At 65.7% G+C, this 26,040-nt stretch carries 24 protein-coding genes and 4 tRNA genes; 16 read left to right on the top strand and 12 right to left on the bottom strand.

What is annotated here, in order from left to right; all coding sequences use genetic code 11:
* Window positions 1-27: 27 nt before the first annotated feature.
* The gene (locus ACFVVI_RS02190) at window positions 28-789 is read right to left on the bottom strand and encodes a pyrimidine reductase family protein (protein ID WP_387442569.1); all 762 of its coding nucleotides are present in this window, start codon (window positions 787-789) and stop codon (window positions 28-30) included.
* 35 nt (window positions 790-824) lie between these two features.
* Between ACFVVI_RS02190 and zapE the strand changes: the two genes are divergently transcribed.
* The gene (gene zapE / locus ACFVVI_RS02195) at window positions 825-1,844 is read left to right on the top strand and encodes a cell division protein ZapE (protein WP_387442571.1); all 1,020 of its coding nucleotides are present in this window, start codon (window positions 825-827) and stop codon (window positions 1,842-1,844) included.
* A gap of 12 nt (window positions 1,845-1,856) precedes the next feature.
* Here the strand turns inward: zapE and ACFVVI_RS02200 are convergent, their stop codons facing one another.
* Complete coding sequence (locus ACFVVI_RS02200) at window positions 1,857-2,396, bottom strand: GNAT family N-acetyltransferase (protein ID WP_378988715.1); 540 nt, start codon at window positions 2,394-2,396, stop codon at window positions 1,857-1,859.
* A 152-nt stretch (window positions 2,397-2,548) separates the two neighbouring features.
* Here ACFVVI_RS02200 and ACFVVI_RS02205 point away from each other — a divergent pair, with 152 nt between their 5' ends.
* Together ACFVVI_RS02205 and ACFVVI_RS02210 are read left to right on the top strand one after the other, a co-directional pair.
* The gene (locus ACFVVI_RS02205) at window positions 2,549-4,057 is read left to right on the top strand and encodes a flavin-containing monooxygenase (protein WP_387442574.1); all 1,509 of its coding nucleotides are present in this window, start codon (window positions 2,549-2,551) and stop codon (window positions 4,055-4,057) included.
* A gap of 63 nt (window positions 4,058-4,120) precedes the next feature.
* Window positions 4,121-5,065, top strand: a complete 945-nt coding sequence (locus ACFVVI_RS02210; protein WP_378988719.1) for a LysR family transcriptional regulator — start codon at window positions 4,121-4,123, stop codon at window positions 5,063-5,065.
* 162 nt (window positions 5,066-5,227) lie between these two features.
* Here ACFVVI_RS02210 and ACFVVI_RS02215 read toward each other — a convergent pair whose 3' ends face one another.
* Window positions 5,228-7,258, bottom strand: coding sequence for a hypothetical protein (locus ACFVVI_RS02215; RefSeq protein ID WP_387442577.1), 2,031 nt, complete (start codon window positions 7,256-7,258; stop codon window positions 5,228-5,230).
* Window positions 7,259-7,632: 374 nt separating this feature from the next.
* Between ACFVVI_RS02215 and ACFVVI_RS02220 the strand changes: the two genes are divergently transcribed.
* The gene (locus tag ACFVVI_RS02220) at window positions 7,633-8,586 is read left to right on the top strand and encodes a hypothetical protein (RefSeq protein WP_378988723.1); all 954 of its coding nucleotides are present in this window, start codon (window positions 7,633-7,635) and stop codon (window positions 8,584-8,586) included.
* Here ACFVVI_RS02220 and ACFVVI_RS02225 read toward each other — a convergent pair.
* The 5 genes from ACFVVI_RS02225 to ACFVVI_RS02245 form a co-directional block, all read right to left on the bottom strand.
* Window positions 8,552-9,745 carry a hypothetical protein gene (locus tag ACFVVI_RS02225; RefSeq protein WP_387442579.1) on the bottom strand — a complete coding sequence of 398 codons (1,194 nt, stop codon included), beginning with the start codon at window positions 9,743-9,745 and terminating at the stop codon, window positions 8,552-8,554. The two genes, ACFVVI_RS02220 and ACFVVI_RS02225, sit on opposite strands and share 35 nt — an antisense overlap.
* A gap of 52 nt (window positions 9,746-9,797) precedes the next feature.
* Window positions 9,798-10,871, bottom strand: a complete 1,074-nt coding sequence (mraY, locus tag ACFVVI_RS02230; protein WP_378658313.1) for a phospho-N-acetylmuramoyl-pentapeptide-transferase — start codon at window positions 10,869-10,871, stop codon at window positions 9,798-9,800.
* Window positions 10,872-11,051: 180 nt separating this feature from the next.
* Window positions 11,052-11,126, bottom strand: a tRNA-Val gene (locus tag ACFVVI_RS02235).
* 1 nt (window position 11,127) lies between these two features.
* A tRNA-Cys gene (locus tag ACFVVI_RS02240) sits at window positions 11,128-11,198 on the bottom strand.
* Between the two features lie 40 nt (window positions 11,199-11,238).
* Window positions 11,239-11,310 (bottom strand) — tRNA-Gly (locus tag ACFVVI_RS02245).
* Between the two features lie 406 nt (window positions 11,311-11,716).
* Here ACFVVI_RS02245 and ACFVVI_RS02250 point away from each other — a divergent pair.
* Together ACFVVI_RS02250 and ACFVVI_RS02255 are read left to right on the top strand one after the other, a co-directional pair.
* Window positions 11,717-11,791: transfer RNA gene (locus ACFVVI_RS02250), tRNA-Val, on the top strand.
* Between the two features lie 611 nt (window positions 11,792-12,402).
* A complete protein-coding gene (locus ACFVVI_RS02255) occupies window positions 12,403-12,669 on the top strand; it encodes an HIT family protein (protein ID WP_378988727.1) in 267 nt (88 codons plus the stop codon).
* Window positions 12,670-12,771: 102 nt separating this feature from the next.
* Here ACFVVI_RS02255 and ACFVVI_RS02260 read toward each other — a convergent pair whose 3' ends face one another.
* Entirely contained in the window at window positions 12,772-13,458 is a 687-nt protein-coding gene (locus ACFVVI_RS02260) for a TetR/AcrR family transcriptional regulator (protein WP_378988729.1), read from the bottom strand.
* Window positions 13,459-13,549: 91 nt separating this feature from the next.
* On the opposite strand from ACFVVI_RS02260, the gene ACFVVI_RS02265 reads away from it, so the two are divergent.
* The 4 genes from ACFVVI_RS02265 to ACFVVI_RS02280 all read left to right on the top strand — a co-directional run bounded on the left by ACFVVI_RS02265 (window position 13,550) and on the right by ACFVVI_RS02280 (window position 18,105).
* Window positions 13,550-14,731, top strand: a complete 1,182-nt coding sequence (locus ACFVVI_RS02265; RefSeq protein ID WP_387442583.1) for a serine hydrolase domain-containing protein — start codon at window positions 13,550-13,552, stop codon at window positions 14,729-14,731.
* 74 nt (window positions 14,732-14,805) lie between these two features.
* Window positions 14,806-15,636 (top strand): PucR family transcriptional regulator, encoded by an 831-nt coding sequence (locus tag ACFVVI_RS02270; RefSeq protein ID WP_387442586.1) that lies wholly within the window; start codon window positions 14,806-14,808, stop codon window positions 15,634-15,636.
* A 137-nt stretch (window positions 15,637-15,773) separates the two neighbouring features.
* Entirely contained in the window at window positions 15,774-16,691 is a 918-nt protein-coding gene (locus ACFVVI_RS02275; protein WP_387442588.1) for a diiron oxygenase, read from the top strand.
* Window positions 16,692-16,704: 13 nt separating this feature from the next.
* Window positions 16,705-18,105, top strand: a complete 1,401-nt coding sequence (locus ACFVVI_RS02280; protein ID WP_387442590.1) for an FAD-dependent oxidoreductase — start codon at window positions 16,705-16,707, stop codon at window positions 18,103-18,105.
* A gap of 461 nt (window positions 18,106-18,566) precedes the next feature.
* Here the strand turns inward: ACFVVI_RS02280 and ACFVVI_RS02285 are convergent, their stop codons facing one another.
* The 3 genes from ACFVVI_RS02285 to ACFVVI_RS02295 form a co-directional block, all read right to left on the bottom strand.
* Entirely contained in the window at window positions 18,567-18,782 is a 216-nt protein-coding gene (locus tag ACFVVI_RS02285) for a VOC family protein (RefSeq protein ID WP_378988737.1), read from the bottom strand.
* 195 nt (window positions 18,783-18,977) lie between these two features.
* Window positions 18,978-19,361, bottom strand: a complete 384-nt coding sequence (locus tag ACFVVI_RS02290) for a hypothetical protein (RefSeq protein ID WP_387442592.1) — start codon at window positions 19,359-19,361, stop codon at window positions 18,978-18,980.
* Complete coding sequence (locus ACFVVI_RS02295) at window positions 19,361-19,966, bottom strand: hypothetical protein (RefSeq protein WP_387442594.1); 606 nt, start codon at window positions 19,964-19,966, stop codon at window positions 19,361-19,363. Before ACFVVI_RS02295 ends, ACFVVI_RS02290 begins: the two co-directional genes overlap by 1 nt.
* A 321-nt stretch (window positions 19,967-20,287) precedes the next feature.
* On the opposite strand from ACFVVI_RS02295, the gene ACFVVI_RS02300 reads away from it, so the two are divergent.
* The 6 genes from ACFVVI_RS02300 to ACFVVI_RS02325 are packed head-to-tail and all read left to right on the top strand — an operon-like array spanning window position 20,288 to window position 26,040.
* Window positions 20,288-21,160: an alpha/beta fold hydrolase gene (locus tag ACFVVI_RS02300; protein ID WP_387442596.1), complete on the top strand. Its 873-nt coding sequence runs from the start codon at window positions 20,288-20,290 to the stop codon at window positions 21,158-21,160.
* A gap of 6 nt (window positions 21,161-21,166) precedes the next feature.
* Window positions 21,167-23,299 carry an MMPL family transporter gene (locus ACFVVI_RS02305; RefSeq protein WP_387442597.1) on the top strand — a complete coding sequence of 711 codons (2,133 nt, stop codon included), beginning with the start codon at window positions 21,167-21,169 and terminating at the stop codon, window positions 23,297-23,299.
* The gene (locus tag ACFVVI_RS02310; protein WP_387442598.1) at window positions 23,296-24,198 is read left to right on the top strand and encodes a hypothetical protein; all 903 of its coding nucleotides are present in this window, start codon (window positions 23,296-23,298) and stop codon (window positions 24,196-24,198) included. The genes ACFVVI_RS02305 and ACFVVI_RS02310 overlap by 4 nt, the downstream gene beginning before the upstream one ends.
* On the top strand, window positions 24,195-24,596 hold the full coding sequence (acpS, locus tag ACFVVI_RS02315; protein WP_378988749.1) for a holo-ACP synthase: 402 nt from the start codon (window positions 24,195-24,197) through the stop codon (window positions 24,594-24,596). Before ACFVVI_RS02310 ends, acpS begins: the two co-directional genes overlap by 4 nt.
* A gap of 26 nt (window positions 24,597-24,622) precedes the next feature.
* Window positions 24,623-24,880 (top strand): acyl carrier protein, encoded by a 258-nt coding sequence (locus ACFVVI_RS02320; RefSeq protein ID WP_387442600.1) that lies wholly within the window; start codon window positions 24,623-24,625, stop codon window positions 24,878-24,880.
* Window positions 24,877-26,040: an acyl-CoA dehydrogenase family protein gene (locus ACFVVI_RS02325; protein WP_387442602.1), complete on the top strand. Its 1,164-nt coding sequence runs from the start codon at window positions 24,877-24,879 to the stop codon at window positions 26,038-26,040. Before ACFVVI_RS02320 ends, ACFVVI_RS02325 begins: the two co-directional genes overlap by 4 nt.

Raw genomic sequence — 26,040 nt, forward strand, 5'->3', positions numbered from 1 at the left:
ACACACTGCCAGGTTCGGCGCCAGGTTTCATCGACGGGCCCAACGGGCCGCGACGGTGCCGTCCTCGGCGAGCACCAGCTGCTTGCGTGCCATCGGCAGGTCGAAAGTGCTCGCCGACAGCGAGATTCGCCCGCCCGCGCCCCCGACCAGCATCGGGGCGGTGGTCAGGCAGAGCTCGTCGACCAGGCCGGCCTCGGCCAGCTGCCCGAAAAGATGCGGTCCGCCTTCACACAGCACCCGGTGCAGACCGCGCTCGGCGAACACCCGGATCAGCGCGGCGGGCATGATCGCGGCCTCACCGGCGACCACTATCTGCGCGCCCGCGTCCTCGAGCGCACTGACCTGCTTCAGGTCCGCGTGGCTGGTGGTGACGATCAGCGGCGGCACCTCGGCGTCGGTGAAGAACTTCGACCCCGGATCGAGCTTGGCGGTCGCGGTGACCACCGCGATCGGTGGCGGGGTGCCGTCGGGGTGACCACCGATCCCGTGCCGATGGTGCGCGATGCGCCGTTGCGGGTCGGGGTGCGCGCCGCCGTAGTTCTCCGCGCGCAGGGTGCCCGCGCCGATCACGATCACGTCGGCCAGTTCACGCAGGACCGTGAACACTGTCTTGTCCGCCTCGGTGCCCAAGCCTGCCGAAACACCGTCGACGGTGAACGCGCCATCGATGCTGCTGACGAAGTTCGCCCGTACCCACGGACCGTCCAGATGCCGTGGGTAGGCATAGCACCTGGCCAGTGCGTCGGCGTCGAGGTCTGCGAGCTGGGTCACATTGTGGATACGCTGCATAGGGATCGATGCAACCACGTCCGTACGATTTGTCCATGCAAGAACGCCTTGTCGATCGCCATCCGGAGGTCCCGGCCGACCAACTCGTCGCGCAGATGGTGCCCCCGCCCATGTTCGACGAGGTCAGCTTCGCCTCCTACATCCCCGACCCCAAGGAACCGAGCCAAGCGGCCGCGGTAGCCAAGGCGGAGGAATTCGCAGGTCAGGTGGCGAAAATCCACAAGGCCGCCTCGAAGAAGAGCCTCTTCGGCAAGAAGAAGGCCGTCTCGGGCGCCGGCCTGTATCTCGACGGCGGCTTCGGCGTCGGCAAGACCCACCTGCTCGCCTCGATCTTCCACAGCTCCCCGGCGCCCAAGTCGTTCGGCACCTTCGGCGAGGTCACCAACCTGGTCGGCGCACTGGGCTTCAACAACGCCGTCGAGCGGCTCTCGGCCAACAGCGTGCTGTGCATCGACGAGTTCGAACTCGACGATCCGGGCGACACGATGCTGGTTTCGCGACTGCTCACCGAGCTGTCGGCCCGTGGCGTCTCCATCGTGGCGACGTCGAACACGCTGCCCGGCCAGCTGGGCGAGGGGCGTTTCGCGGCATCGGACTTCCTGCGCGAGATCAAGAAGCTCGGTTCGATCTTCGATCCGGTGCGCGTCGACGGGCCCGACTACCGGCACCGCGACCTGCCGCCCGCGCCGGAACCCACCTCGAACGACCTGCTCGTCGAGCGTGCCGCGACCACCCCGGGTTCCACCCTCGACGAATTCGACGTGCTGCTGAAGCATCTGAGTACGCTGCACCCGTCCAAGTTCGGCGCGCTGATCCAGGGCGTGGCCTCGGTGTTCATCTCCGACGTGCACACCGTGACCGATCAGGCCGTCGCGCTGCGCGTGGTCGTACTGGCCGACCGCCTCTACGACGCGAGCATCCCGGTGACGGTTTCGGGCGTCAAGCTCGACGAGATCTTCTCGAAGGAGATGCTCGACGGCGGCTACCGCAAGAAGTACCTGCGCGCGATCTCACGTCTGCTCGCGCTCTCGCGCTTCGAGGCCGCGGCCGCCTGACCCCACAGCCGGTCAGAGCGCGCGTTCGAAGACGAAATCGGAGTGCAGCTGGTTGCCGACCACGAACGTCTTGGTGCCCACCTGCCGAAAGCCGTGCTTGGCGTAGAACTTCTGCGCGCGCTCGTTGGCCTGGTTGACCCCCAGCCACACCGTCTCGGCGCCCGAGTCGCGCGCGGTGTCGACCACGGCGTCCATCAATGCCGCGGCGACGCCGCTGCCGTGGTGTCCGGGCAGGACATACATCTTGCTCAGTTCGACCACCTCGCCCGCGCTCACCTGCGCGGCGACGTCGGGGTCGCTCGGTCTGCCCGCGATGAGCATGGCGTAGCCGACGATCTCGTCGCCCTCGACGGCCTTGAGCACGGTCCTGGTCGGGTCGGACAGGTATTCGCCGAAGCGTTCGCCCGACAGCATCTGCTCGAGGAAGATCTCGATATCGCCCACGGTGGCCTCGGGCGGGCAGGCGAGCGGAAATGTCGCGGCGGCCACATCGCTGAGCGCCTCGGCGTCCCAGAGTCCGGCTCGGTCGACGACGACGGAACTGTTGGTCATCCTTCCAGTACAGCACGGGTCGCCCCGGCCGCGGCGCGACTGTGGATCGCGACAGCGCGGCGGCACTACGGCTGGGTCGGGCACTGTCCCACCGACTGTGGGCTGTCCAGCGCGGTGGCACCTCACCTACTGGTCCGAGTAGTCTCCTGCGCATGACGAGCGGTAGCCGCATCGGGATCGTCGGTGCGGGAGTGGCGGGTTTGGCCTGCGCGAAGGTATTGAGTCAGGCGGGGTTCCCGGTCGAAGTCTTCGACCGGGCCCCCGACGTCGGCGGTGTGTGGAGTGCCACCCGCCGGTATCCGGGACTTCGCGCGCAGAACAGCAAATCCACGTACGCGTTCAGCGATCACCCGATGCCCGAGGATTTCCCCCGCTGGCCCGACGGCCAGCAGATGCAGGCCTACCTGGCCGGATACGTGCACGAGTTCGGCCTCGGCCCGCACCTGCGCCTGGGCACCGAGGTGGTGGCGGCCGACCCGGTCGACAGCGGCTGGCTGCTCGAGATCCGCGACCACATGGGGGTGCACCGCACCACCTGCGATCACCTGATCGTCGCCAACGGCGTCTACAGCGACCCGGTGATGCCCGACCTGGCCGGCACCGCGGCGTTCCGTGCCGCGGGTGGGCGACTGTGCCATGTCTCGGAATTCCACGATGTCGAACAGGCGCGTGATCGTTCGGTGGTCGTGCTCGGCTACGGCAAGTCCGCGTGCGATGTGGCCGAGGCCGTCAGCCACATCGCCGACGAGACCACCGTGGTGGCGCGCAGACTCACCTGGAAGATGCCGCGCAAGCTCGGTTTCGGCGCCGACTACGAACGTCTGCTGCTGACCCGCGCGGGGGAGGCGCACTTCCCGTCCCGCTTCCCGCACCGCGTCGAACGGTTGCTCGACCGTCTCTCGCTGCGCCAGTCGAACATGGACCTGCTGCAGGAGCGGGTGACGCGCAAGCTGCGGCTGCGTGAGCTCGATCTGGTACCGACGAGCCCGATCTCCGAGATCGGCACCAGCAGCGCGAGCCTGGCCACCGAGGGCTTCGCCGAGCAGGTCGAGGCGGGCCGGATCAGCGTGCACCGCGACACCGAGATCACCGAACTGATCGGTGGACCGCACGGACCCGCGGTGCGTCTGGCCGACGGCAGCCTGAAACTGGCCGAGATCGTCCTCTGCGCCACCGGATACCGGCAGGAGGTGCCGTTCCTCACCCCGTTCGTGCGGCGCGCCCTCACCGACGACGTGAGCGATTTCCGGCTCTACCGCCACATCCTGCCGGTAGAGATCCCCAATCTGAGCTTCGCCGGTTACAACAGCTCGAATGTGAGCGCCCTCAGCGCCGAGGTGGGCGCGCACTGGATCGCCGGGCTGCTCACGGGCCGGTTCGTGCCGCCGATGGCCGAGCTGATGAACAACGAGATCGATGCGCGCCTGGAGTGGTCGCGTGAACGCAGTGAGGGCAACCACGCGCACGGTGCCTCGGTGGTCCCGTTCTCGCTGGCCAATATCGACGAGATGCTCGACGATCTCGGCACGCCGCTGCCGTTGGTGTCGCGGCTGGCGCAGTGGGTGCGACCCGTGCGGCCGTCGTCCTATCGCGGGGTGCTGCGCAATCGCGCGGTGGCCGCCCCCGTGGCGCCCGCACCGGCGCCCGTAGCGGAGCGGTAGCCGACACGCCGGATCGCCGTCGGCAACGCCGACGGCGATCGGTGCGTTGGTGATAATCCTCCCGTGGACGCGCTGGATCTGAACCTGCTGCTCGCTCTCGACGCGCTGCTCGACACCAACAGCGTGACCGAGGCGGCCAGGCGACTGCACACCTCGACCTCGGCGATGAGTCGCACTCTCACCCGGCTGCGCGAGGTGCTCGGCGATCCGCTGCTCGTTCGCTCGGGCAGACAGATGGTGCCAACGCCGCGGGCCCTCGAATTGCGCCACGATGTGGCGAGCCTGGTCGATCAGGGCCGGTCGTTGCTCACCGCCCGCGATGGGAACGGGCCGGGCAGGCATCGTGATTTCGTTGTCCGCGTGGGTGATTCGGTCGGCGCGAGCCTGTCCGGTCCGCTACTGGCGGCGGTCCACGCAGAGCTGCCCGGGGTAACCGTGCGGCTGCTCGCGGCCGATGCCGCCGACGGTGCGGTGGCGCTGCGCGACGGCCGAGTCGACGTCGAGGTCGGCATGATCGGGCAGACCGACCCGGAAACGGTGGTCAAGCGCCTGTTCACCGACCGCTGGATCGGCGTCGCCGCGCCCGACCACCCGTTCGCCGTCGACCGCCCCACCGTCGCCGCCTACGCCTCGGCACGCCATCTGGAAGTGTCACCCACCGGTCGCACGCACGGCCCGATCGACGACCGCCTCGCCCTGCACGGCCGCACCCGCCGCGTGGTCGCCACCGTCGCCGACCTGCCCACCGCGCTGCTCACCCTCGCGTCGACCGAATTGATCTGCCCCGCACCGGAACTCGTGTCCCGCGCCGCACGCGCCGCGCTCGGCTTGGCGATGTTCGAGATCCCGCTGCCGCTACCGGCCCCCGTCGTCGCCATGGCGTGGCATCCACGCAACACCGCCGACGCCGGTCATCGCGCCCTGCGCGACCTCATCGGCACAGTCCTGCACGAACCTCCGAAGCCGGAGGTCGGTCCAGGTCTGGTTCCGCTGGCGACACCTGCCTGACAGACATCCCCGGAACATTCGTCCGCCGCTCGCACGTGACCGGTGCGAGATGGACGCGCGCGCCTGATGGGTTGCAGTGGTGCGCAGTCGGATCGGAGGAGGCGATTCGCCTGGGAGCTCGTTTCTCAGCTGCTCACGTCCCGAGCGGAGACGAAGGTGCGTCTAGCCCACGTCCGGTGTCGGCGGGCCGAACACGTCGCGGCGGCCCGGTGGGAGACCTGCCGAGCGTTTCAGCTCGTCCAGCATCGCCTGCAGCTTGTCGACATGGGCGCGTTCGATGTCGAAGGCGCGGTAGGTGCCGGTGACGGTGATACCGGCCGAGTCGGTGGCGGTGGGCGGAACCGGGTCGGCGGCCGGGCGTTCGAGGGGATCGGGGCTGCTCGCCGACCCGTCGCGTCCGGTCGGTAGGCCGAGAGTCGGTGGATCGAAGTCCGCGGACGGACGATCGTGGTCGGTGAGCGTCGCGTGGTTGTTGCGCGGCTCCTGGTCGGGTAGGGCGGCGGTGTTCGCCGGTCGATCGGCGTTCGGGAACGCGGTGCTGTGGCCGACGCCGTTGACGTGCGACGGACCGGGGGTGCGCGCCGAATCCACCGGCACCTGGTTCGGCTGTGTGGTGAGTTCTGTCGGTGGAGTCAGGCGTGGGGGCGGCCCGGAGACGGTCGGTGGCTCGGATGATTCACCGGTGGTCATGCGGTCGCGCGGGGTGAAATCGTCGAAGAGGGACTCGGCACGGCGCGCGGAGTCGGTGGTGAAGCCGTTGCGGGCGTGTCCGTTTCGGTCCGGGGTCGGCGAGGGGGGTGCCGGTTCCTCCGTGAAAGACCAGTGGATGCCGTTGGCAGTGTTGCCCGCGGGCTGTGCACCCACCGAGGTGTCCGGGCGGACTTCAGCTGCCGGCGGGATGTGGGACTCGAATCCATTGACCGGCTTGCCATTCGGCGGCGTCGCGGATCGCTCGCCGGTGAATCCCGACGACAGGTGGTCCTCGGCAGCAGAGACGGGTTCGGTCGGCGCGGGCCGCGCGACACCGTTCCCGTTGGTGGACAGCTTCTCCGGCGACGCAACGCTCGGTCTGCCGTCTGCTGTGGCCGAGCTCTCCGTCGGCTTCTTCACCGGTCGAGCCCGCTCGATCACGGCATCGGGGCTGATCTCCGCCGTCTGCGGATCTCCGGGCGCCTGCCGCGCCGACCGGTCGTCGACCGGCGAGCTCGGAACGTGCTTCATCGCACCGGAACCGAGCCCGAACCCGTTGGGGCCGCTCTCCCGCACGAGGGCGCTCACCTCCGCGCTCCCGGGTAGTGGGCCGTTGGTTGCGGAGGACGGCGTGCTGTTGTCGACACCCGACGTGGACGGGCGATCCTCGGAGAGCACCGTCGCGGTGGGCTTCGAAGCTGTCGGCGCACTCGCTTCTGCCGCGTGGTCGACGACCGGTGCCGTCAGCACCGTGCCGATCACGGCGGGCACCGGTGTGCCGTTTCGGGTGGACGCGATGTCGCCGGCCAGACCCTTCGCGGTGCCGTTGATTCCGTTCGTCGAGGTCCCATTGCCCGCCGAGACCCGCTCGCCGGTACTGCTGAGCCGCACGGGCGCGGGTCTGCGACCGGACGGTTCGCCGGCGGCCGCGTTGCCACCGACTACGGCGATCGAGTCGGTATCGAGCGACGCCGGTTGACCCAGGGGCGCCGCCTCGGCCTGGGCCGTGCGCGGGATCGGCGTCGCGGCCAGCGCGGTGGGGTCGCCGAGGTGATCGGTGGCCGGCCGGACAGGGGAGTTGCGGCGTTCGAGCGGGGGCCGGGAGCTGTCGGTATCGCGGTCCCGATGAGGTGGTAAAGACTCGGGGGCCGCTCGGTGGTCGTCGAGTCCGTCGGCCGCGCGTTCGGCGGCCTCCGCGGCTTCGCGAATTTCGCGACGGCTGGGCGTGCTCCGCGCCGGACGGCCGGAATCGGGCTCACCGTCGTTGTCGAGGGCGTCGAGCCGGGAACTCAGGCGCGAAATGTCCTGTGACGCACGAAATGCCCAGGATTCCAGCCGCCTGATCCGGGTGTGGTCGGGCAGATCCTCGTCGACCGGGAAGGTGGGTACATCGAGCTGGACCCGCGCGGCGACGATATCGAGCTTGTCGCTGACTTCGCGCAGCGCCGTGGCGATACTCGCCAGCATCGACCCGATGGACTCGTCGTGCTCAGCGTGGTTCATGCACACCCTACTTCCCGTGGTCGCCCGAGCGTGCCCGCCTCGGCCGCAGCGATCATATCCACCGGAGCAACAGCACGTGTTGTCGTGACCGCTTCCGCGACGCGCCGAACTGATTCTCAATCAGGATGAAACGGACACGCAACAGGCCGGGTCTGTGTATCGAAATGATCAAGAATTAGGCGTCTTCGTGCGACGTTGGCACAATGAAATGGCTTGATATACAAGCAGAGTCGCGTTTGTGACCTCAATCACCAGGCGATGACGCACCCGAACGCGGGTCAAGGGGGCTGGCGCCTTTTCGATGGCTGCGGGAACCTGATGTCCAGGACGTGCGCGTGAGCCTACGACAGGTCCCTTGGTGAGGGAGTGATGGTGTGAGGACGAAGCGGCTGAGCGAGACCCAGGTGGCGTGTGGACGTCGAGCGCTGCTCGACGAACTGGGGATTTCCGAGGGCAGCCGCCGCGCCGTCACCGAACGCACCGGCTATGGCTGTGGTTGCCCCGAATGCGCGGCGACCCAATGGAATACGCAGCGTCTCGAGCACTGGATCTGCGGCAGGCTCACGGCGGCGGGCGCCGATGAGGCCGAGGTCGACGCACAGATCGGCGATATCCCCGTCGATATCTACTGGCGCCGCGGCGACCGGCGCTGCGTGGTCGAGGTGCGCAGCGGCCCGCTCGACATCACCGCGGCCCGCGCACACCGGAAACGCCTGCAGGCGGCCGGAATCGACGATGTGCTGTGGGTGTGCCCGCAGGGTTTCTGGGTGCCGCTGGTCCCCGCGGTCGGCATCGCCGATTTCGCGCCCGCGGCCGCCGACTACCGCATCGACCAGGGCATGCTCGCCGCGGGCAAGACCGGTTTCGCCGCCCCGGCCGGCGGCGGTACCGAGTTGCGTGATTTTCTCGAAGACTGGGTGTCCGGCGCAATGCACTGGGGGCACGCGGATCTCACGACAGGAGGGTGGTCCGACGTGGGCACCTGGGAACGGCACACCGCGGCACAGGCCGCGATGATCGAGCACCAGCGCACCGAGTTGCGCGATCAGCGGGTGGAGCTGGCGGTCTCGCGCCAGGCCGTGCGCGACAAGCAGCGACTGGTCGGCCGTCTGCACAACCGGATCGATCGGGCCGGGGTGAACGCCGACGCCGAAGCCATCACCATGGCCGGACTGCGCAGCGAACTCCTCGCCCAGCAGCGCGTCGCGGCGAGCCTGCGCGCGAGCATCGGCCGGATGGATCGCACCCTGGATCAGTGGCAGTGGCTCACCTGCTGCGCGATGCTGCTGGTCCTCACCGTGATGGTCGGCGCGATGGTGATGCGCTGAGCCGCATCGGCAACCGGTCCCACTGCCAGTCGTTGCGGAGCACGAGGCCGGCAAGGTCGAGGAGGTCGAGGCCGGTGTCCGCGCTGACCGTGGCCAGCGCCTGTCGATCGTACGGGCCCTGGTCCAGGTCGGAGGCCAGGCGTTGCTCGATCGAGGCGTCGACCGGGCGAGCTTCGAGCTGGGGTGTACCGATCGCGCTCCCGGTCCAGACGAGCCAGCCCCAGCCGTGCTCGCGTGCGTAGGCGCGGCCGAGTTCGCTCTGGATCCGGTTGTGGTGGAAGGCTGTGCGGCCCAGCGGAACCACGTCGATGAGCATCGTGCGGCCGTCGGTGAGCTGTGCGGCCACGGCCGGATAGTGCACCTGGTCTTCGTCGGCGAAGCGATAGGTCAGTGCGGTCGGTTCTTCCTGGAACGCCGCCACCGCCGGGTCTGCATCGAGGGTTCGCAGTAGCCGGGCCGCCATGGCCGAGTCGTAGGCGACGTCGCGGCCTGCTTTCGCCAAGTAGAACCGGCCGCGGCCGTCGTCGTCACCGTCGGCCACGCGCGCCGACTCCGTGGGCAGCGGGGCAGGCGATCCGGTCGCCCACTCCACGTCGGCCAGCAGCGCCCGCAGATCGTCGGCGCCGTCCGCCGGCACCTGTAGCTTGGCCAAGATGCTGGCAGTCTTCTTCTGCCAGCCCAGGATTCGTTGCATCACATAGCCGGCCACCCGCTTGGCGTCGCCCGGTTCGTGTCCGGCCAGCCGGAGCTTGAGGTAGGACCATTCCATGGCCACCAGGTCGGTATCGGTCGCGTAGGTCTCGGCCAGCAGCATGCGCACCAGACGCAGATCACCCGCCTCGACCGGATAGCGGTGCGCGAACACCTGCGCCGACCGGTGCCCGGCGCGGGCGGCGTCGCGCACGATCCGGCCGACCGCTTTGGCGTACAGCTGGCGGACCCTGTCGCGGGCCAGGTCGTAGCGGGCGCCGATCCGGGTGAGGGTCTCCGGGCGCTGCCCTCCGATCCCGAGGCGCAGCGCGACGATCCGCGCGTCGCGGGCGGCGCGTTCGGCATGGTCGGTGAGCAGTTCGCCGACCAGATCGTCGAGCTCCTCGAGCTCGAACGAGACGTCGGCGGCGATATCGTGACCCGGTGGCCTGACGATCTCGGCACTCACAGCGGCGACCTCCCTCGCTCGATCGAGTCAGCGTAGCCGCAGGCCCCGACAACTAGAGCGAGGTCAGGTACTCGCTGTAGAACAGGCACAGCCCCGTCGCCGACGCGATCCCGGCCAGCACCCAGAACCGGATGATCACCGCGGTCTCGGGCCAGTTGTTGAGTTCGAAGTGATGATGGAACGGCGCCATCCGGAACAGCCGCGTATGCGTCGTGCGGAACACCACGATCTGCAACACCACCGACATGATCTCGGCGACGAACAGCGCCCCGATCACCACGGCCAGCAGTTCGGTGCGGCTGGTGATCGACAGCCCGGCCAGCAGCCCGCCGAGGCCGAGCGACCCGGTGTCGCCCATGAAGATCTTGGCCGGCGCCGCGTTCCACCACAGGAAACCGATGCACGCCGCCGCCCCCGCGGCACTGACCATCGCCAAGTCGAGCGGATCGCGCACCGTGTAGCAGGCGCGTCCGGGACTGATCTCGCACGAGTTGTCGTACTGCCACAGCGTGATCACCACGTACGCGCCGAGCGTGAGGCTCATCGACCCGGCCGCGAGTCCGTCGAGACCGTCGGTGATGTTCACCGCGTTCGACCACGCGACCACCAGCAACACGATGAATGCCACGAAGAACAGCGACGCGAAGGTGATGGTGTTGATGTCGCGGACGTAGGACAGGTTGCGACCGGCGGGCGTGAGCCCCGTGGCGCCGGGGAACCGCAGCACGAGCACAGCGAACACCACCGCGGCGCCGATCTGCCCGATGTATTTGCCCGCCGCGGTCAACCCGAGGTTGCGGTGCTTGCGCAGCTTGATGGAGTCGTCGAGGAAACCCACCACACCCAGCGCCGACGCCAGTAGTAGTACCAGCACGCCCGACGCGCTCGGCCCCGGTGCGTCCCACAGCAACCCGATCAGATGCGACCCGAGATACCCGGCCCACACCCCGGCCCCGATCGCCAGCCCACCCATCGTCGGCGTTCCGCGTTTGGCCTGATGACTGGCAGGTCCGTCGATCCGGATCTCCTGCCCGAACCCTCGCCGCGCGAAGACCCGGATCAGCCCCGGCGTGAGCGTGATGGTGACGACAAGAGCGATCCCCGCCGATAACAGGATCTGCCTCACTCGATTGCCCCTCCATGCCGCCGGTCCCCGCACCGGACCCGCCCGGCGATGCCGTGTGCCGATACTAGGGGAGCTCACCGGGAATCCGTGCCGAGAGTGATCTGGGTTACAGGCTCGGCTCGCTGGACCGGTAACGCAAACAAGTCAGGCCCCCTCGAAAGGGGGCCTGACTCGGTACGGTGGTGCGCGATACTGGGATTGAACCAGTGACCTCTTCCGTGTCAGGGAAGCGCTCTCCCGCTGAGCTAATCGCGCGAGGTGGAGACGGGAATCGAACCCGTGTGCACGGCTTTGCAGGCCGTTGCCTCACCACTCGGCCACTCCACCGTACAAAGGAGGATGGGGCTAGTGCCTTACCTACCTCTCGAGCGGATGACGAGATTCGAACTCGCGACCCTCACCTTGGCAAGGTGATGCGCTACCACTGCGCCACATCCGCATTTACTTCACACTTAGGGGAGCGGCTCGGCCTGGCGGCTTTGCTGCTCTCTGCGGTGCGAGGAGAACATTAGCCGACGTTCGACGCAGACTACAAATCGCCTGGTAAACCGCCCTAAATATGAATTACACGCATGTCGCCCACATCGAGCCGCGCCGCCCAGCGACCCTGATGATCACATTCTGAAACATAGATATGCGCATCTAGCCATAATACCGCCCGAGCGTCGAGTGTGCGGACCATCGATCGACCGCCCGCGCGTACACGCGCGCGAGCGCGGGCATCGACACCAGCGAGGTTCCTCTCTCCGAAACCCCGCTTCACAAGGCGATTTGGTGTCATCCCGGCCCCCCGTGCTAATGTTCCATCTCGTTCGAGCGGCTCAAAACCCGCCCGACAAGTGTTCGGTCCCATAGCTCAGCGGGAGAGCGTCCGCCTCACACGCGGAAGGTCGCTGGTTCGAAACCAGCTGGGACCACCAGAAAGTGCAGGTCGGAGTCTTTTTGGCGATGGCCGTGTAATAGCGTTCAGTTTCGGGGGCTTCGACGCTGACTGGCGGGGTAGCCGATCGTGCTCGACAAGCCCGACGAGAAGTGTTGCCCGTCACAATCGCCTTCGTCTGCCCGCTCCGCGCGGTGCATAAAGCTCGGTAGCTTCAGCCGACGAACTGGCGCAAATCAGCTCAATCGCGTGGCGGAATGGCCACATCACTGCGTTGATGTCTTCGATTGCTATCCGGATCTGCTTCTCGGAACCCTCCGTCGAGCGTCGGCACGCCGACTCGACGTGCTGTCGCAGGTCTTCCTGGGCCTGCTGGCTTGAAACCAACTGGGACTATGCATCATGGATGGACGGGTACGTCTTTCGTGTTGGCCGGCCGATTTCGTGCAATACGAGCAGGGTCGTTGCCCGCGGACCGGCAATAAGTCGCGCTTCGGCCGGCTGGGCCGGCCGGGATCGGGCTTTGACGCCGGTATTAGGCAGCCGAAGAGTGGATGGACGACGGCAGTCGGCATGCTCAGTTCGAGGTGACTGCCGCGCGGTTCAGCCGGGAGTGGCAGCGTCCTAGCTGAGTCGGCAGAATCGTTTGGTATGCAACGTATTCCGTTCGATGTGGTGGCATATGTGCATCGAGTTCAGTCGAGCTCCTGCTTTATCTGCGAGGTGGCCGCCGGCCCGGGGAGCGACGGATGGCACGAGGTGGTTGCCGAGACCGAGAACGACATCGCGTTTCTGTGCAAGTATCCGACCGTGCTGGGACACGTGCTCGTGGCTCCGAAGATCCATCATGAGCACGTGGTGAGGGATCTCGCCGAGGACGCCTATCTCCAGTTGATGGCTCTGGTGTACCGGGTGTAGATGCCTACATCGACCGGGTCCAGGCCGATCACGCTCAATGAACGTCTCTGCGTGTTCAGCGCAGCGACCTTCTCGAGTGCGACCTACGGGCAGGGCGCGATGTCACCTACGAGCTGCCCGTACCTCGATGGCGTCCATGAACAGGTCGAGCGCGACGTCGAATTGGTCTTCCTCGTCGACCTCGGCCAGGTGTGGCGCGACCGCGGCGATGTTGGGATATCGAGTCGGGGACAAGGCGAGGTATTCACGGCTCCAGGCGTCGCGGTCACCGGCCATGGAGTCGGCGGGTAGAGCCATGAGTGTGGCTTCCATGGATGCGTAGGCCAGTGCGATCTCGACCAGGGCTCGGTAACAGGATGCGGCTTCGCGGCCTTGTAGGCCTGCCTGTAGCAGAGCGCCGAGGACGATTTCGGCGCCTTCGAATTCCGATGCTCTGCGGCTGGTCCGTCCGGAAACCACCACTGCGACCTGCGGGTGTGCGTGACAGGCGAGCCGCACACGCTGCGCCAACCCTTTGAGGGTGGCTCGCCAGTCGTCGCTCACCTCGACACCGCTGAGCGCTTCGGCCATCAGTCTGTCTGCCAGGGCGAGCATCAGATCGTCCTTGCCGCGGAAGTGGCGCAAGACCGCGGTGTGGTCGACTCCGAGCTCTGTGCCGAGCCGCCGGAACGTGAGGGCATCGGAGCCGTCGGTTTCGATGATTCCCATCGCCACCTCGATGATCCGATCCGGGGTGAGAACACCTCGTGGACGGCGCTTTCGGGTAGGGGCGGCAGGACTGGTCGGCATCGCGTCAGCATACCTGCGATTTAAGCACCACTGTTGACACCAGTGGTGACAAATGGTTGCATTCTGGCCACCTCACATGAACGGAGAACGAATGTTCAAGCGAAGTTTGGTCGTCGCGATCTCGGCGGCGGCGGTGCTGTCGGCGCCGTGGGCGGCACCCGCACACGCCGACGGCGCCTTGCCGTTGCCCCTGTTGCCGCACGTGCCCTTCTACTTCACCGACACCGCAGACGCCGCCAACCGGCCCGAGTCACTGACCGCGCAGGGGCTCAAAGCCCTCGATGCGACCTACGTATACAACGGCAAGACCCGCACTGTCGCCGACTATCTCGATCGTTCTTCGACCAGGGGATTCCTGGTCATGAAGGACAACCAGATCCTCGATGAGCGCTACTTCGGCGGCTATTCGGCCACCAGCCGCTTCAACTCGTGGTCGGTCGGAAAGTCCATCACCTCCGCCGCGCTGGGCATCGCGGTGTCGGAGGGGCGGATCGCTTCGATCGACGACCCGGTCACCAAATACGTCCCGGACCTGGCGAAAAGTGGCTACAACGGGGTAAGTATCCGCAACGTCTTGCAGATGTCGTCGGGCACCGCTTACGACGAAACCGACTACACCAACCCCACCAAGGGTTCGACCGCCACCACGATCCGCATGGTTGCCGGCACGTCGCTGACCGACCAGGCCAAGGAGATCAAACGCGAGCGGCCCGCGGGAACCAAGTGGAACTACGACTCCGTGGACACTTTCGTCCTGGGCTGGGTCGTGTCGAAGGCAACCGGTAAGTCGCTCTCGGACTACGTCGAGGATCGGATCTGGAAGCCGGCCGGGATGGAGACCTCGGCGCTGATCGGCAAGGACTACAAGGGTAACGCCGTCGGCTACTGCTGCTATCACGCGACTGTTCGCGACTTCGCCCGGTTCGGGCTGCTGTATCTACGCGACGGCCAGGCCGGTGGCAAGCAGGTCCTGCCCGCGCAGTGGGTCAAAGACTCCACCCACGCCTCCGCCCCGCACTTGCAGCCGCACAACCTGCGCCCCGACAAGCCCGAAAGCTCGGAGAACAACTACGGCTATGGCTATCAGTGGTGGCTCGGTGACGGCGACCGCGGCGACTACTCCGCGATCGGCATCCTCGGCCAGTTCATCTACGTCTCGCCCAAAGACGGCATCGTGATCGTCAAGAACAGCGAAGACCTCAACTCCGAAGTCAACATGGGCGAAGCCATCCACGCCTTCCGCGCCATCGCCGACGCCGCCGCCAAGCGATGACCTCGAACCGATGACAACACGTCCGGTCCCGTAGCGGGGCCCGGGACCGGACGTGACGCGCGACTGGAGATCTGATGCTGACAATCGATGACAACCTCCGTGCACCTATGCACTCGGAAGACAGCGCCACAGCTGCCGCACTCAACGAGTTCGCGATGTCGCTGCTGTCCGGCAGCCGCATCAACCTATCGATCGCCCGACACTTCCAGATCCCCACCGCCAACACGTTCGTCGTCGTCGCTGCCGGATTCTCCCCACCGCCGGACGCGGCCCTGACCGATCGGGCGACCGCGATCCCCGAGGCTCGGTTGGACGACATCCGCCGATGCCTGGCGGCCGAATGCGGGTTTCCGGTACCGGCACTCTTGGGCCCGGGTTACGGCACGATCCTGATTCCTGCTTCCTCAGACCTGGGTCGTCGGATCGGTGACCTGCCCGCCTTGTTGTCTGCGGCCGCGCGAAAGGCCACCACTACGGTCGCCGTCGAGTCCGCGACCGCCTCGATCTCGGAAGCGGCCGGGACCGCTCACGAATTACTCGACCTCGCCATCCGCCTCCGCAAGGAGCCGCAGCTCTACAGGCTGGGAGAACTGGCTGTGGAGTACCAGGTCACGCGCCCTGGACCTGGGCGCGACCACCTAATGTCGCTTCTAAAGCCTCTCGATGAGCACCCAGAGCTGCTGCAGACCTTGGAGGTGCTTGTTCGCCAGGGATTCGATCGCAAAAGAAGTGCCCGTCGATTGTGCATACATCCCAACACCGTCGACTACCGCATGCGCCGGATCTTGGCCCTGACCGGCCTGCCCGGAACGCATGCCTCTCACTGGCGACTGTTCACTGCATTGACCGCGTGGACATTCGTTCGAGCCGAACATGTCCACCACGACGGTCCTGACATTCGCTGACGTTCGCCAGGTTTTGCTCGTGGTGCACGAGATGTACCGATCGGCCGTATACATACCCGTCGGATGACGAACTAACGAGCCGAAATCACCGTTGGAACTGACGCACCCGAGTCCTCGGATAGTCGTGCACGCGAACCATGCTGCACGGGCGTCGATTTGGAGAGTTTGATATGCCCACGCCAGAAGATTCCACACCCCTGTACGGAGAACTCTTCGAGTCCGCGAAACGGCTCTCGTTCGACCTACGCAACGACTCAACCGACGCCCACATCGATCTTGACTGGTATGGGATGACGCCGGAATGGTCCCCGCTCTATGGAACACCGACCTGGAATCGGATGGCCGAGACCGAGCGGATGCAGCTGACCCGACGCGAGGTCTCTCACTTTCTCGGCGTGGCGATCTGGCTGGAAGTCGCACTGCAGATCGTTCTGCTCCGCCGCAATCACAGCGTCGACCCGACACGTGCGGATGTGAAGTTCTTGTTCAACGAATGCGCCGACGAGAACCTGCACTCGCTGATGTTCGTCGCTGCGATCGAACGCCTCGGTGAGCGCCACAGCCCCCTGGATCGTCTGCTTGTCGTCGTTGGTTGGTTGTTTCGCACCTTCGCCTGGGGAGAGGTCGCCTACGGAATCGTCCTGGCGGGCGAGGAGATCTTCGATGTGATGCAACGCGACTGGTCGATCGACGACCGAGTTGCTCCCGCGGTCCGACGCAGTTCACACGTGCACGTAGTAGAGGAATCGCGTCACATGAGCTTCGCGCGCCAGAAGATCCGAGATCACCTGCGCAGTGTCTCGTCGGTTCGTCGCAATGTCAGTGCTGTTCTGATCGCCGTGGGCGCGCACGTCATCGCCAGAGGCTTGGTCAACAAGAAAGTCTACCTGGATCTCGGGCTCGACTGGCGTGCGGTGAAGGACGACATCGACCGAAACGAGCAGCATCGCATGATGTTCCGCCGGGCGACTGCACCCCTGGTGGAGTTCCTCGCCCGCGAAGGACTGCTGAATACGGTCGCAGGCACCATCTACCGCAAGTCGAACCTGCTGTGAAAGGCGACCCGCAGTGAGTTTCGTGATTCTCGGGCACTGTTGCAAAGACGGGTCCTGCCTGCAGGTCTGCCCGCAGAACTGCATCCATCCCGCACCCGGCGAACCGGAGTTCGAGCTCGTCGAGCATCTGTATATCGACCCTGCCGCGTGCATCGACTGCTCGGCGTGTGTCGATGCGTGCCCCGCACAAGCCATCAAGCCCGACACGGCGCTGACCGAGACCGAGCAGACGTACGCCGAGCAAAGTGGCGTGTATTTCGACCTGCTCGCGACATCGCGATCACCGCGCATCACTACACCGGCGATCCCGACGGCCTTGGGCTCGGGCCCGATTCGCGTCGCGATCGTCGGCGCCGGATCGGCCGCGATGTACACGGTGCGCGAGCTGCTGCAACGCTCCAGCTCTGTGCAGATAACAGTGTTCGAACAGAGCTCTCACTTTGGCGGGCTGCTGCGGACCGCGGTCTCACCGGATCAGCAGGGGATCCGGCAGATGGCCCGTTTGTTCGATGTGCCGTTCGCCGACCCCAGGGTGGAGACCCGGTTCGATACCCGTGTCGGTGTCGAGGTGACGATGCAATCGCTTCTGAAGCGATACGACGCGGTGGTTCTGGCACACGGAGCCACTCGGCCGCGAGAGATCGCCGCGGCGGCAACCACAGATGTCCATCAAGCCATCGATGTGCTGGTCGCCGCCTACGCCGCACAAACAGACGGCACCGGACCGGTCGGGCTGTTGGCCGGACCGACCGCGGTGATCGTCGGTGGCGGGAATGTCGCGCTGGATATCGCCACGACCATCGCCAAGCGACGGATCATTACTCGGGCAGGCGCGCCGATCAGCCGGGTGGTCATCGTCGCACGTTCGTCGGCGTCTCAGCCCTCATTCACCTTCTCAGCGCTGCACGAACTGAGCCAGCTCGATGTCGATATCTCTGTCGACACCGGTGGGACGCGGATCGGTGTCGACTCGAAGGATCCACTCGCCCGCCTGCTATCCGCATTCGCGCGAGAGGGCAGTGCGCCGACGCGCTCAGCGCGGCTGTCGGTCGAGCTGATCTTCGGACAGGAAGTGACCGCGCTGACGACGGCTGAGGGCCGCATTCGCCTCGACACAGACAAGGTCGCCGCCGGTGGTCGAGTCCGACTGAAGACCGCGGCAGGAAACGTCGTCACCGCCGATTCGGTCATCATGGCGTCGGGGTTCACCTGTGAACCGTTGCCGGGTGTTGCGTTGAGATCCGACGGCGCTGTCGACAACCATCATGGCCGGGTCGTCTCGCCGGTGAGTGGTGAGCCGATCGAGGGGCTCTACGTCGTCGGCTGGGCAAAGCGTGGCGGGCGCGGTGGGGTGGGCGAGAACCGGCGTTGTGCAGCACAAACAGTCGACATGATCGTGGCGGACAATGGCTAGCTGACCTGGCGGGAACAGTGGCAGATGAGGTCGAAGCGGGTCCTCGGCGCCCTCGCGGGCAGCTACCGCGTCGGCATCGTGACCTCGGCGGGGCAGCGATCGGATCGCAGCCAGCGGGCATTTGTCCTGTCCTGAGTTGGGGGTCCACAGACTGGGGGCTGATTTACTGCCCGCTTTGGCAAGGAGAATCTCAATGATCGTGGTAACGGGCAGATCCGGGACGATCGGCAGGGCGCTTCCGCGCTCGAGGGCATTCATTGCTGAGCCGATGCCGGGTTCTCGAACTAGTCCGCAGGTCCCATAGCCCGCGCGACTGGACCCACATCACCCGGTCGAGCTCTCGCGTGCTCGCGATCGGATCGAGTGCGATCTCGCTCAAATCGTGTGCCCCTCGGTACGCGGTGAACCCTGATCTTTGCCGATGTCGCGCGGACGGGCGTCTTCGATTTCGGTGCGAGCTGCTAGGTCCATGTCGGCCGCTGGGACAGCAGCGTGGGGAATTCGGTGTGCAGCAAGCAGAATTCGTTCTTCCAGGGGTCTTGCAGGATCCAGAATTCGAATCGGCGCTCGCGTTGGTGGTCGTAGCGGATGGCTCCGAGTGCTTCGAGTGTGTGGACTTCGGCGTCGAGGTCGTCGACGTCGATGACGATGTGGCACAGGCGGCTGCGGTGGCTCACGGCATCAATGTAGGCGGCTTTGCTTGGACGGGAGGCTGATTCACGAAGATGCATGCGGAACCCCTGGGATCAACGCGGGCGCCGAGTTCTGTCATTCTCGCTGGCAGGCTCCGACCGCCTCGACATGCATCGGTGAACCCTCGATCACTGCCGGCGTGCTGACCAGTCCGGCACCCCCATCCCATGGAGTGAGGCTCAGATGTCGGTTGGGAATAAGGATATTTCGCTGGGAGAAGCGCAAGCTACTTGACCGACACGGAGTGTGGGGAGTGGATTGCTGGCTTCGATTAGAAGGTTTCCGGATTTAAGGTCAAGTGCAACGATTCCGTCGTCGAAAATGGTTGTGACTGTACAGCAAACCATGAGTTGACCATCCTTCAGATAGATTCCCTCTTCAGGTGCATCGGAATCATAAACATGAATTTCTGAGACCTCGTCGCCCAGTTCGATCTCCACGTCGTACTGGACGCCCGCTACTCCGGGCTTCCGTCCGGCCCACACTGCGGGCCAGTCGCCGCTGCGTGATCTGACCAGTCCCGATGTGCCGGTCGGCATGTCGGTCAGCAGGGTAACCAGCATCACCATGTTCCCTTCGGGAAGGGCACTCGGACAACTCGGTTGTCGAGGTGCCACGCGTTTGCGGATGGATTGTAGGTCCATGTTTCTTCGTGGTAGTGAAATTTGGTTGGCCCGCTGCTCATTTCATGATTTCCGAGCCGGATGCTGCGGGTTCCGTCTTCGGATACGATCCGGTTCGGGTCGGGAAGTCCCGTGCGGGGGTGCAGGTTCGTGTGTTCGCCGGGGGTGAATGCTGTCGTGGCGCCGGTGTAGTCGGTTTCAGCGGTCAGGCGGCCGGCAAGGTCGTACTGGTAGGTCCAGCATTGGCCGAGGGGGTTGATGACGGCCGTCAGTTGGCGTTCGGAGTTGTACAGATGTCGGGTGGTTGAGCCGTCAGGGTCGGTTCGGGTCGCGATCTTGTCGAACCCGCCGTAGGTGTAGCGAGTGGTGCCGCCGTTGCGGTTGGTGTGGGCGAGGTGGTTGTTTTCGCCGTCGTAGGTCCAGGATTCGGCGAAACCATCGGGGTCGGTGCGGCGACGATGACGCGATCCGGATCCCCGCCGCGGCGGCCTGTTTGGGGAGTGAGAGTTTCGTGTTTGCGTGGGAAGACCATGGCAATCAGCCATGTCGAGATCTGACGCTTGATGTTCGTTGCTGAGACTGCCGTCACGATGGATCTGCTACGGCATCGAGTGTGAGGGCGGGCACGGTGTTGTCGCGTTGCGGGTTTCAATATCTGTGACGTAAAGTCACAGGCGTTACTGAGGGGCAGATCGGTAACGGGGGATGACGGCCGACTGTGGCCGGGCTTCAACGGCGTAAACCGTTGGGTCAGTTGGATTCCTGAATTCGATGACACGTGGAACCCCGGGGTGGGGTCTCTACTTTCTCAGGTCGAAGTGGAGGCGCTGTGCGCCTCTGCTTTGCTGTGCGCAAGGGGCATGCAGATGAGCAACATGATGGAAGCTGACCGCATCGAAGCGGTGGATTTGAGCTATCGGGAGGGTAGCCCGGTCCATCACACGGCCGATGGTTGCGAGCTGTACTACGAGGTCGAGGGGCAGGGCCCCAGCATTACCTTCGTGTCCACGATCTACGTGGTGAGTACGGCGTGGCGTGCCTTTACCGGCAATCTTGTGCAAGACCACCAGGTCCTCACCTACGACCTGCGTAATCAGGGAACTTCCGGCGATGCCGCGCTCGGCTTCGGTCAACACACCGACGATCTGCTGTCGCTGCTCGATCACCTCGGGATCGAGAAGACCTACCTGGTCGGTACATCCATCTCGACGTTGATCTGTCGTGATTTCGCGGTGGCACACCCTGATCGTGTCGCCGGGCTGGTGCTGATCGGCACGCCGCTGAGCCCGTGGGGCTCCAATCGTCGTCGTCGTATCGCGAAGTCCTGGTTGGCCTCTGTCGAAACCGGCGGTCCGCGAGCACTTTTCGATCAGATCTATCCGTTGGTGTTCGGCGACAAGATGCTCGCGCTCGGCGGTAACGCCACTTACCTGGCGCTGCGTGAGCGCTTCTTGGCGATGAACACTGCCGAGCAGCTCGCCGAGAACTTGCGTGAGTCGATCGATGCGAGCGATGACGCGGATCTGTTGCGCTCGATCACCGCGCCCGCACTGCTTCTCAATGGCGACGACGACTTCTGCAACAGCCCTGCCTCGCTGCACGCCTTGGCGGAAATCCTGCCTGAGGCCAGTGTCGACATCATCGAAGGCTGTGGCCATCTGCCGTTCTTCGAGGCTACCGACCGATTCCAGTCCTCGGTCGCGGGATTCGTCGCCGCCACCGAAGCTCGGGCGAAGTAGCCACAGGTGAGGAAACTGATTCAGCTCACCGGCGCGTACCGCTGGTGGGTCGTCGCGGCATGGCTGCTGCTGGTCGCGGCCGCGTTGCCGCTGATGCTGCACCAGTCCGACCGGCTCACTGCCGGCGGCTACGAGGTTCCGGGCAGCGGATCCCAGCAGGTTCAGCAACTGGTTGCCGAGAAGTTCCCGGCCTTGTCCCAGGAACAGCTGCTGCTGGTCATCCGGTGCGACAGCGACGTCGCCCCGGAATCGACGGGCAGGCAACTGGAGCGGTCACTGGCCCAGGTCGGCGCTGGTGGCAGCGCCGTCTCGGTGCCCGCGACCGCGGCGGTCGCGGCGCAACAGGCTGCCGCGGCGGGGCGCCGTGAACTGGCGATTCCACTGCATGTGGCGACTGGATGGAACGGTGCGATCGACGCGGGTCGCGACCTCACCCATCATTTCGATGAGTCGTCGGGCGAGCAGGGTTGCCGGACTCAGGTCGCCGGGCGCGGAGCCCAGGCGGCGGCGCTGCACGACGTCTCCGAAAGCGGTCTGAAACAGGCCGAGATGATCGGCATGCCGGTCCTTCTGATCATGTTGCTGGTCATCTTCGGCTCGTTGGCGGCCGCGGCACTGCCGCTGGTGATCGCGGGCGTCAGCTTGGCGGTCACCGGTGCGGCGATCTACCTGATCTCCCAACACGCGCTGATGTCTGTTTTCGCGGTGAACATGTCGTCGATGATCGGCCTCGGCGTCGCGGTGGATTACGCGCTGTTCGTCGTGGTGCGGTTCCGGGAGGAACTGCGAGGCGGAGCGAGCGTAGCGGAAGCTCGCGCCATCAGTATGCGCACGTCGGGGATGGCGGTGGTAGCCAGCGGCGCGACGGTTGTCGCGGCACTGAGCAGTGTGTTCATCATCGACAACGCGGCATTGCGTTCCATGGCGCTCGGCGCGGTGCTGGTGGTCTGCGTTGCTGTACTGGTGACTGTCACGTTGCTGCCTGTGCTGCTCGAGCTGCTCGCCACCCGGATCGGCCGAGTCAAGGCCGGCGCGGTCGAACGACCCCTGGAATCAACCTTCTGGTACCGCTGGACTGTCCGTGTCGTCGAACGACCGGTCATTGCGACGGTTCTCGCGCTCGGCGTTCTCGCGCTGCTCATCGCGCCGGTCTTGTCCTTGCGGATGGGCGATGACACCTTGCGTCAGCTGCCGGGGCAGAATTCGGCACGCCAGGCCGCTGAAACCGCGCACCGGCTGCTCGGGCCGGGTGCTGACGCGCCTGTCGTCATCACCCTGCAAGCCCGCGAGGGGGGTGCGGTCGATGCCGACACCGGACGACTGGCTGTTGCCCTGCGCGCTGACTCCTTGGTCGAATCGGCAGAGGTTATCGGCGCCGAAGGTGACATCCGTGTGCTGGCTGTCGTGCTGCGCGCCGACTACGAGAGCGATGCCGCGCGCGCCTTTGTGCGATCGCTGCGCTCCGAGATCGTTCCCGCCACCGGAATCGAGAGCACCGCACAGGTCGCTGTCGGTGGCGCCGGCGCCGGCGGCGTCGACCTGATCGATCTCGTTCGTGAGCGGCTGCCGATGGTGGCAGCTCTCGTGCTGGTGCTGTCGTATCTGCTGTTGGCCTTGCTGCTGCGCAGTCTGGTGCTTCCGCTCAAAGCGATTGTCACCAACATGCTCTCGGTGGGCGCGGGATTCGGTGTGATCGTCGCACTGTTCCAATGGGGCTGGTTGAAGGACCTGACCGGCATCGAGCCGCTGGGACACGTGCAGAGCCTGGCGCTACCGCTGGTCCTGGCTGTCGTTTTCGGCCTCTCGATGGACTACGAAGTGTTTCTGCTGTCTCGTATCCGGGAACGGTGGGAAGCCACCGGTGACGATCGGCGTGCGGTCGCCGAAGGCGTCGGGAGCACCGCCGGCGTCATCTCCAGCGCCGCGGTGATCATGATCGCGGTATTCGCCGCCTTCGGGGTGACCGGTATTCCGGTGGTGCAGCAGCTCGGCATCGCCTGCGCTGTCGCGGTCGCGGTCGACGCCACGATCACCCGGTTGATCCTCGTCCCCGCCACGATGACCATGCTCGGCCGCTGGAACTGGTACTTCCCGGCGCCGCTGCGCAAGATTCGGGTACTGCAGGAGGCATCGGAATGATCGGGGCGTTGGGCGGTGGGCTGACCATGCAGGGCGACACCCCGTTCGCCACGTGCTTCCTGCAGGCACTGGCGAACATCCTCGGCAAACGGGGTGTCGCCGAACCGCTGAGTGCACTCGGCCCGGCGCTCGGATTCGGGCGCCGGAGTGCGACTCGGCTCACCGGTGGCGAGCGCACGGTGGCCAACACCGCACGGGTGACCGGCTTGTCGCTGAACTCGCATCACCATACCGATTGGTCGGACGCGATCCGATTCGAGCGCGAGATCCTCGCTGCGGCAGGCGATCTGATCGTTGGGCTGGATTCGTTCGACATCCCGTCGCCGTATGAGAATCTCGAGCACCTCACCCATGCCGTTGTCGTGCTCGAACATCATGACGACTACGTGGTCGTTGCCGATGCCATGAACCATCCACAACCGCGGCGGATGAACCTGGCCGCCTACGCCGCGTCGCGGATGAGCGAGGCTGGAGCAGGCGTATCGATTGTCTGCTCCGGCCTCGACGGTCGGCCCGCTGATCAAGCCGAGATCATCGAGCTGCTGGCTACCGAAGTCGCGGCTCACCGCGGCGAACTCGGCATCGCCGCCGCTTTCGCGGTGGACGTGGAAGCTGGTGACGGCGTCGCCGATGTCGCCGATGTCGCCGCCGAACGGCTCGTGCTCGGGCAATTGGTCGGTGGCCTGGACCGGTCGTGGGCTCCCGATGTGGCCAAAGCATTGGCAGGACTGTCGCGACGCTGGTATCTGGCGCACACCATGGCCAGAGAGATCGCCTCGGGTAACGCGGCACCGCGCCCGGCGCGATTGGCTCGACTGCTCACCGAATTGCACGGTCGCGAAACGGCATTCAACGCCATGCTCACCGACTACCTGGCCGCTGACCGCATCCGCACGTGAGCTTCGCGCAAGTCGGCGTCGACCTGGTCCATCAACCGCAGTTCGAGCAGGTGCTGGCCCGCCACGGTCAGCGATTCCTGTACCGGGTCTTCACCGATACCGAACGCGCCTACTGCGCCGCACAAGGCACTGCGGGTACCGCGTCGCTGGCAGCCCGGTTCGCGGCGAAGGAGGCCACGTTCAAGGCGCTGGCCTCAGCGCTACCGACGCTGCGCTGGCGCGAGATCGAGACCGTCAGCCACGACGACGGCCGGCCGATGTTGCGGTTACACGAGCACACCAGGGCCGCAGCGCTGGCGCACGGGTGTGTCGGTGGCTCGGTCAGCCTCAGCCACGACGGCGACTACGCGATCGCGATGGTCGCCCTGCAATTCACCACCACGATCGACCCCCTCTGAACTACGAGAACCACAGGAGGACAGCGATGGAAGAACGCATCACTTCGCTCGTACTGGCCCACACTTCGCTCGGCGCGGCCGGGACCATCATCGGTACCGACACCGATCTGTGGGCGGCCGGCATGAGTTCGGTGCACAGCGTGAACGTCATGATGGCCGTCGAGGACGAATTCGACATCGAGTTTCCCGAAGCGCTGCTTTCCCGAGCGACATTCACCTCTGTCGCTTCGATCGCCGCCGCGGTGCGGACTCAGATCGACGACGACACGATGGTGTCGGCATGACGACCACGGTCGGTCGTGAGCCGATGACGATCGGCGACCCGATCAGGGTCGCGAAGACAGTTGCAGCACAGGTGCTTTCCGCACATGCCGCCACCGTCGACCGGGAAGCGGTGTTTCCCGCCGAATCCGTCGCGGCGATCCACGAGGCAGGATTGCTAGGCGCGGCCGTCGCACGTCGGTACGGCGGAGCAGAGCTGTCGCTGAACGAGCAAGTCGGCGTCGCGAAGGAACTGGGCCGCGGGTGCTCGGCATCGGCGATGGTGTGGGCGATGCACCAAGTCCAAATCGCCTGCATCGCACGCCACCACGGTGACGGTACCGAACTCGTCGCCACCCTGACCCGCTACGTCACCGACGGCACGCTCGTCGCCTCGATCACCTCCGAGGTCGGTGTGGGTGGTAGCTTGCGCACCTCGACGGCCGCGGTCGAATTCGACGGTGATCGCGCCGCGCTGAGGAAGAAAGCGCCCACCGTGTCCTACGGTGCGCACGCCGGTGCCTACCTGGTGACCGCACGCCGCCGTGCCGACGCGGACGCGGGTGACCAGGTGGCGGTTCTGGCCGATGCCTCGTCGAGCGAGCTCGTCCCGACCGGACCCGGGTGGAATCCGATGGGTATGCGCGGAACCTGTAGTCCTGCTTTTACTTTCAACGCCGTGGTTCCTGCTTCGCATGTGCTGCCCGCCGGGTTCGACACGATCGCGGCAGCCACGATGGTGCCCCATTCACACATCCTGTGGGCCGCGGTATGGATCGGCGTCGCCGCCGATGCCTTCAAACGCGCCCAAACCGCGGTCCGCAAACGCGGAACCACCGATGTGCGACTGGCCGATGCGGCCCGAATCCTGACCCAACTCGAAGCGTTGCTGGCCGATTCGGTCCGCCGGTATGCCCCGATCTGGGATGACCCAGCGGCGCTGGACACCCTCGGTGGGCCTGGGTTGACCATGCAATTCAACGACCTGAAGGTGCTCGTCTCCCGAGGATCGGTCGATGTCGTCGAACTCGCCCTCGAGATCTGCGGGATGGCCGGCTACGCCGAAGCGGGCCCGCTGTCAGTCGCTCGTCACCTGCGTGACCTGTACTCCGCACGGCTGATGATCGGCAACGAGCGGCTCATCGCCACCAATACCCAACTTGCCCTGCTGAAGCGAGGATGA

The organism is Nocardia sp. NPDC058114 (genome assembly GCF_042884695.1).
Taxonomy (GTDB): Bacteria; Actinomycetota; Actinomycetes; order Mycobacteriales; family Mycobacteriaceae; genus Nocardia.

What these genes read in the sequence shown, in the direction of transcription:
- ACFVVI_RS02190 (WP_387442569.1), bottom strand. Translation starts at nt 789, where the DNA reads ATGCAGCGTATCCACAATGTGACCCAGCTCGCAGACCTCGACGCCGAC.
- zapE (WP_387442571.1), top strand. Translation starts at nt 825, where the DNA reads ATGCAAGAACGCCTTGTCGATCGCCATCCGGAGGTCCCGGCCGACCAA.
- ACFVVI_RS02200 (WP_378988715.1), bottom strand. Translation starts at nt 2,396, where the DNA reads ATGACCAACAGTTCCGTCGTCGTCGACCGAGCCGGACTCTGGGACGCC.
- ACFVVI_RS02205 (WP_387442574.1), top strand. Translation starts at nt 2,549, where the DNA reads ATGACGAGCGGTAGCCGCATCGGGATCGTCGGTGCGGGAGTGGCGGGT.
- ACFVVI_RS02215 (WP_387442577.1), bottom strand. Translation starts at nt 7,258, where the DNA reads ATGAACCACGCTGAGCACGACGAGTCCATCGGGTCGATGCTGGCGAGT.
- ACFVVI_RS02255 (WP_378988727.1), top strand. Translation starts at nt 12,403, where the DNA reads ATGCAACGTATTCCGTTCGATGTGGTGGCATATGTGCATCGAGTTCAG.
- ACFVVI_RS02260 (WP_378988729.1), bottom strand. Translation starts at nt 13,458, where the DNA reads ATGCCGACCAGTCCTGCCGCCCCTACCCGAAAGCGCCGTCCACGAGGT.
- ACFVVI_RS02265 (WP_387442583.1), top strand. Translation starts at nt 13,550, where the DNA reads ATGTTCAAGCGAAGTTTGGTCGTCGCGATCTCGGCGGCGGCGGTGCTG.
- ACFVVI_RS02270 (WP_387442586.1), top strand. Translation starts at nt 14,806, where the DNA reads ATGCTGACAATCGATGACAACCTCCGTGCACCTATGCACTCGGAAGAC.
- ACFVVI_RS02275 (WP_387442588.1), top strand. Translation starts at nt 15,774, where the DNA reads ATGCTGCACGGGCGTCGATTTGGAGAGTTTGATATGCCCACGCCAGAA.
- ACFVVI_RS02290 (WP_387442592.1), bottom strand. Translation starts at nt 19,361, where the DNA reads ATGCTGGTTACCCTGCTGACCGACATGCCGACCGGCACATCGGGACTG.
- ACFVVI_RS02295 (WP_387442594.1), bottom strand. Translation starts at nt 19,966, where the DNA reads ATGGCTGATTGCCATGGTCTTCCCACGCAAACACGAAACTCTCACTCC.
- ACFVVI_RS02300 (WP_387442596.1), top strand. Translation starts at nt 20,288, where the DNA reads ATGAGCAACATGATGGAAGCTGACCGCATCGAAGCGGTGGATTTGAGC.
- ACFVVI_RS02310 (WP_387442598.1), top strand. Translation starts at nt 23,296, where the DNA reads ATGATCGGGGCGTTGGGCGGTGGGCTGACCATGCAGGGCGACACCCCG.
- ACFVVI_RS02320 (WP_387442600.1), top strand. Translation starts at nt 24,623, where the DNA reads ATGGAAGAACGCATCACTTCGCTCGTACTGGCCCACACTTCGCTCGGC.
- ACFVVI_RS02325 (WP_387442602.1), top strand. Translation starts at nt 24,877, where the DNA reads ATGACGACCACGGTCGGTCGTGAGCCGATGACGATCGGCGACCCGATC.